General features: G+C 71.6%; 4 protein-coding genes and 1 pseudogene. 3 read left to right on the top strand and 2 right to left on the bottom strand.

Features of this window, described 5'->3' with window-relative positions; all coding sequences use genetic code 11:
* Both AC08OP_RS17990 and AC08OP_RS17985 read right to left on the bottom strand, forming a co-directional pair.
* Positions 1-514 (bottom strand): annotated as a pseudogene (locus AC08OP_RS17990) (hypothetical protein); the annotation flags it as partial.
* Positions 515-753: 239 nt separating this feature from the next.
* Complete coding sequence (locus AC08OP_RS17985) at positions 754-1,629, bottom strand: lysophospholipid acyltransferase family protein (protein WP_476615256.1); 876 nt, start codon at positions 1,627-1,629, stop codon at positions 754-756.
* Between the two features lie 619 nt (positions 1,630-2,248).
* On the opposite strand from AC08OP_RS17985, the gene AC08OP_RS17980 reads away from it, so the two are divergent.
* The 3 genes from AC08OP_RS17980 to AC08OP_RS17970 all read left to right on the top strand — a co-directional run.
* Positions 2,249-3,046, top strand: a complete 798-nt coding sequence (locus AC08OP_RS17980; protein WP_462186413.1) for an alpha/beta hydrolase — start codon at positions 2,249-2,251, stop codon at positions 3,044-3,046.
* Positions 3,039-3,878 carry a hypothetical protein gene (locus tag AC08OP_RS17975; RefSeq protein ID WP_476615255.1) on the top strand — a complete coding sequence of 280 codons (840 nt, stop codon included), beginning with the start codon at positions 3,039-3,041 and terminating at the stop codon, positions 3,876-3,878. The genes AC08OP_RS17980 and AC08OP_RS17975 overlap by 8 nt, the downstream gene beginning before the upstream one ends.
* Before the next feature lie 50 nt (positions 3,879-3,928).
* Positions 3,929-4,709, top strand: a 781-nt coding sequence (locus tag AC08OP_RS17970; protein ID WP_476615254.1) for an ornithine cyclodeaminase family domain, incomplete at its 3' end; no start/stop codon positions are given.

Below are 4,709 nucleotides of genomic sequence, written 5' to 3'. Positions count from 1 at the left end.
GGTTCCGCCACAGCAGGTGAGTGCCGTCATGCGCGGCCACCGCCGCTACGAGACTCTCACCGCCGCCACCACCCTCGGGCACCTCGTAGCCGAGCAGGCCCGGCACGTCGCGGAACCGCGTCGCCAACCGTTCGAGCCCCGCGGCGAGGCCGGCGACGGAGGGCACGTAGCCCGCCGAGGCGGGCACGATCCGCAGCGTGACCCGCAACCCGCGGTCGGTGAACATGCGGGTGAGGGCGGCGGCCTGGTCGAGTCCGGGGTCGGCGGGCGTGGTCGCCGCGCCGGCACCGTCGAGGACCGGCCCACCGGATGTCGCCGGGAAGCGGCCGCCGCTTGCCATCGGGACCGCTAGGCGCACCCCGGTAAATCCGAAGCCGACCCAGGTGTCGATGTCCCCGGCGGTGGGCGTCACCCCGGCCGGCACCGTGATCCCGTGCAGGACGACCACCCGACGATCACTGTCCGTGAGGTACGTTCCCGAGCGACCGATCGTATCGGCCGGGGCGGCGCCCACGGGCGGTCCAGCAGGTGCGGCGGGTCCAGCAGGTGCGGCGGGGGAACCGGCCGCCGAGGCCCCGGGCACCGGACCCGTTCCCGCGAGGCAGCCAACGATCAGGCCGAGCGCGACCAGAAGCGGACGCCGTCCCGGGAATCGCCGGGGATGCTCGAAGCCGCGACGCCGCCCGATCGTCGTCCAGCCAGGAACGCTGTCACCACACACCGGACCATCCTGCCGTGTCCACCGCAAACGGGTCAGACCGCCCGGTCGATCCGGTCTTTGGCGGCGCGTGGATTCGCCGGCGCCGTGACCGGCAGCCCGAGCTGATCCGGAGACCGAGCCGGCGTCGCCACCCCAGGGGAACCCTGCGCCGTACTGGTGGACGCCGGGGAGACCTGCGCCGGGGTGGTAGACCCCGCGGGCGCGCCGGCAGCGGCAGCCGCCTGTGCCCGGGCGGCCGCGAGCTCCTCCTTGGCCCGCTTCGCGTACATGTCCACATACTCCTGGCCGGACAGGGCCATCAGCTCGTATATGATCTCATCGGTGACCGAGCGCAGGACGAAGCGATCATCTGCCATGGCCGCGTAGCGGCTGAAGTCGAGCGGGCGGCCGATGCGGATGCCGACCCGACGGATCTTCGGAACCAGCTGGCCCGGCGGCTGGACCTCGAAGGTCCCGATCATCGCCACGGGGATGACCGGGACCCCGGCCTCCAGCGCCAGGCGCGCGACACCGACCTTGCCGCGGTAGAGCCGGCCGTCCGGGGATCGGGTGCCTTCCGGATAGATCCCGAGCAGGCGGCCCTGGCGGAGCACCCGGACCCCCGAGCGCAACGCGCCCTCACTCGCCTTGCCGCCGCTGCGATCGATCGGGATCTGGCCGACGCCACTGAAGAACACCCGCTTGAACCACCCCTTGACGCCCGCCTCGGTGAAGTAGTCGCTCTTCGCCAGGTAGGTGACACGGCGGGGGACGACCAGCGACAGGAAGAGGTGGTCCAGGAAGGAGAGATGGTTGCCGGCGAGGATCGCGGGCCCCTCCGGGGGGATGTTCTCTGCCCCCTCGACCCAGGGACGCCAGAACAGTCGCAGGACAGGTGTCAGGAACACCTTGACCACCCAGTAGAACAAGACAGCTCCCACCTGGTCACCGCCGCACGACGACGGCCCGCCGGGGGCGCCCGTGGCCAGTCGCCCGTCTTCATCCGCCGACGCCGATCACACCTGGCCCGAACCTCCCACGAACCGTCCGGTCGGTCGGGCACCGGGGCGCACGCCGCCGGTCCACGACCGGCGGCCTCGCCGGGGTCCGCCACGGAGACCCCGACGATCCTTGCGACCCCACCGCACCAGGGCCGGGTCGCCCAGGGCCGGTCGCAAGGATGATGGGCTTGCTTGAGCCTAAGGAGAGGTCATCACGACGTCCACCGAACAGGGTCTACCCCGCTCGGCGTGTCATTCTCCGGTGCCGGCCAGGAAACCTGACGGCGGGCCCCCAGCCTCCCGCAGACCGCGCCTCGATCCCGATGTCCCGCGCGCGTACCCACCCATCACCGATTATCATCAGGCGGGGACTTTCCGTCCGGCGGCTCCTGCGCAGCGATGTTGCGCAGCGAGTGAGACACGCACGACCGTGGCCTCAGCCCGCGGACCGTGCGAGCATGCGTTTACCGGCGTTTTCCCTCCGCGCGTCGCCGGACCCGCATCGCGGCATGCGGGCGGGCGCGCGAGGCACGAAGGGCGGATCACGATGGCGGGTGTCACCGGTGCGGCCGTCCTCCCGGGCGCGGAACCGTTCGAGTTCGAGGGTGGGCCGGTCGGCGTGCTGCTGGTCCATGGGTTCACCGGCTCCCCGGGCAGCATGCGGCCCTGGGGCGAGTACCTCTCCGCAGTCGGGCTGACCGTCTCGTGCCCGCTGCTGCCCGGCCATGGCACCCGCTGGCAGGACATGGTGCCCACCACCTGGCCGGACTGGTACGCCACGGTAGAGACCGCGTTCCTGCGGTTGCGGACCACCTGCGAGCAGGTCTTCGTCATGGGGCTGTCGATGGGCGGGACCCTGGCCCTGCGGCTGGCCGAGCAGCACGGCGGGGATCTCGCTGGCCTCGTCACGGTCAATCCCAGCCTCACCACCGAACGGTGGCACGCGGCGTTCGCCCCGTTGCTGAGCCGGGTGATCCCCGCCGTGCCTGGCGTGGCCGGCGACGTGAAGGCCGAGGGCGTGCCCGAGGTCGGTTACGACCGGGTACCCCTGCGCCCGTTCGCGTCGCTGCGCCAACTGTGGGCGGTGACCCGGCCGGAGCTCGGTCGGATCGTCTGTCCGGTCCTCACCTACCGCAGCATCGTCGACCACGTGGTGGAAGCCAGCTCCGGCGCGATTCTGCTGGCCGGGCTGCGTGCCCCGGCCGAGGAACGGCTGCTGGAGAACAGTTACCACGTCGCGACGCTCGACAACGACCGAGAAACGATCTTCGACGGAAGTCTGGAATTCGTCCGGCGGCACGCGCCACGCGCGCTCGTGCCCGACGTGCCCTGCGGCGATGGCTGAGCGGTCACCGGGTTCAGGACCCGGCGAGCACCGGCCCTCGCCGGCGGACGGCGCCGTGCCCGAGGGGGCTCCCCTCGGCGGGCCGGGCAGCGCCCCCGCCGGCGGCGGTGACACCTCCGCGAACCGCGAGGAGCCGGCCGACGGTGGTGGCGACGACGGCGACGGTGGCCTCAACGACAGCGGCCTCGACGGCGGCGGCGACGGATCCGCGACAACCGCGGGGGGCGACGCACCGCGGCCCTCCCCGCGCTCCCAGAAAGCCGACGACGCCGCGTTCTTCGAACTCATCGCGCGCTTCGACGACGAGCCCGAATCCCATCGGTGGCCGGCGGCGGAGAATCTGGACGACACCCGCCGCCCCACTGTGATCATCCTACGCCCGCCGTTCGAGCCGGGTGGTCCGCCCGTATCGGAGGACCGGACCGACCCCCGGCCCGACCAGCTGCCGTTCCCGTCCGCGGGCGGTGACAGCGGCCGACGGGGACGCGGCGGCACCGAGGACTTCGTCGTCGACCTCGGCGATCTGTCGGGTTCCGGCCAGGTCCCGGAGGGTCTGGACGACCCGGATCTGGACCCGGACCACGAGCACTACGAGCCGCCACCCCCGCCACCGCTGCCACGGATCAGGCCCGTGACGCGCTGGGCACTCGGTTCGATCGCCCTCGGTGTGATGTTCCTCGTCGTTCCGAACCTGATCGACTTCAACCAGTCCCGGACCCAGAACGTCGCCGGGGTTCTGCTGATCCTCGGCGGGGTCGGCACGCTGGTCGCGCGGATGGGAGACCGTCCGCCCACGGATTTCGACGGCCCCGACGACGGCGCGGTGGTCTGAGCGCGGCGTGGCAGCCGTCGTACCGGCACCGAAAAGGAAGGGCGTGGGGCGTGCAGTACCACGAAAAGGTCGAGGTCCACGGGCATCTCATGGACACGGGCGTGCTGGCTCGGGTTCTCGACGACGTGCTGGACTATGGCGGTGACTATCGGGTTGATCGTATCGACCTGGGGCACAGCCACGATGACGAGTCCCACGCGGTCATCACGGTGGGGGCCGATTCACCGAGTCAGCTCATGCGCATTCTGATGCGGATCCAGGTCCACGGCGTGAACAAGATCGAGTCTGGCACGGCCCGGTGCGAGCCGGCCGACCGCGACGGCGTCTTCCCCCCGGACTTCTACTCCACCACCAATCTGGAGACCGTCGTCCACCTCGACGGCCAGTGGGTGCCGGTGGAGCATCCCGAGATGGACTGCGGCCTGGTCGTCTCGCACGGCCGGGTGCAAACGGTACCGGTCACCGACGTGCGCGCGGGAGACATGATCGTGTGCGGCGTGGACGGGGTGAAGGTCGTCCTGCCGGTCACCGCCCACTCCAGCCGGGTCTACGAGGAGTACGAGTCCCTGGCCGCCCCGCTGCCGAGCTCCACCCAGCCGCAGGCGGTCCTGGCCCGGGCGATCGCCCGCCAGATTCGCGAGGTCAAGGCCGAGGGGTCGCAGGTGCTCTGGGTGGCGGGTCAGACTGTGGTGAGCACCGGGGCCGGGCCAGCGTTGATCGCCCTCGTCGGGGCCGGCTATGTCGACGTGCTGTTCGCCGGCAACGCACTGGCGACACTCGACGTGGAGGCTGCCCTCTACGGATCGCCGCTGGGGCTCGGGCCGCTGCGCA

The sequence above is a fragment of the Frankia sp. CeRuru1 genome, assembly GCF_977966315.1.
The sequence above is the reverse complement of the archived record's forward strand: the minus strand, read 5'-3'. Positions and strand labels throughout refer to the sequence as shown.

What these genes read in the sequence shown, in the direction of transcription:
- AC08OP_RS17980 (WP_462186413.1), top strand. Translation starts at nt 2,249, where the DNA reads ATGGCGGGTGTCACCGGTGCGGCCGTCCTCCCGGGCGCGGAACCGTTC.
- AC08OP_RS17975 (WP_476615255.1), top strand. Translation starts at nt 3,039, where the DNA reads ATGGCTGAGCGGTCACCGGGTTCAGGACCCGGCGAGCACCGGCCCTCG.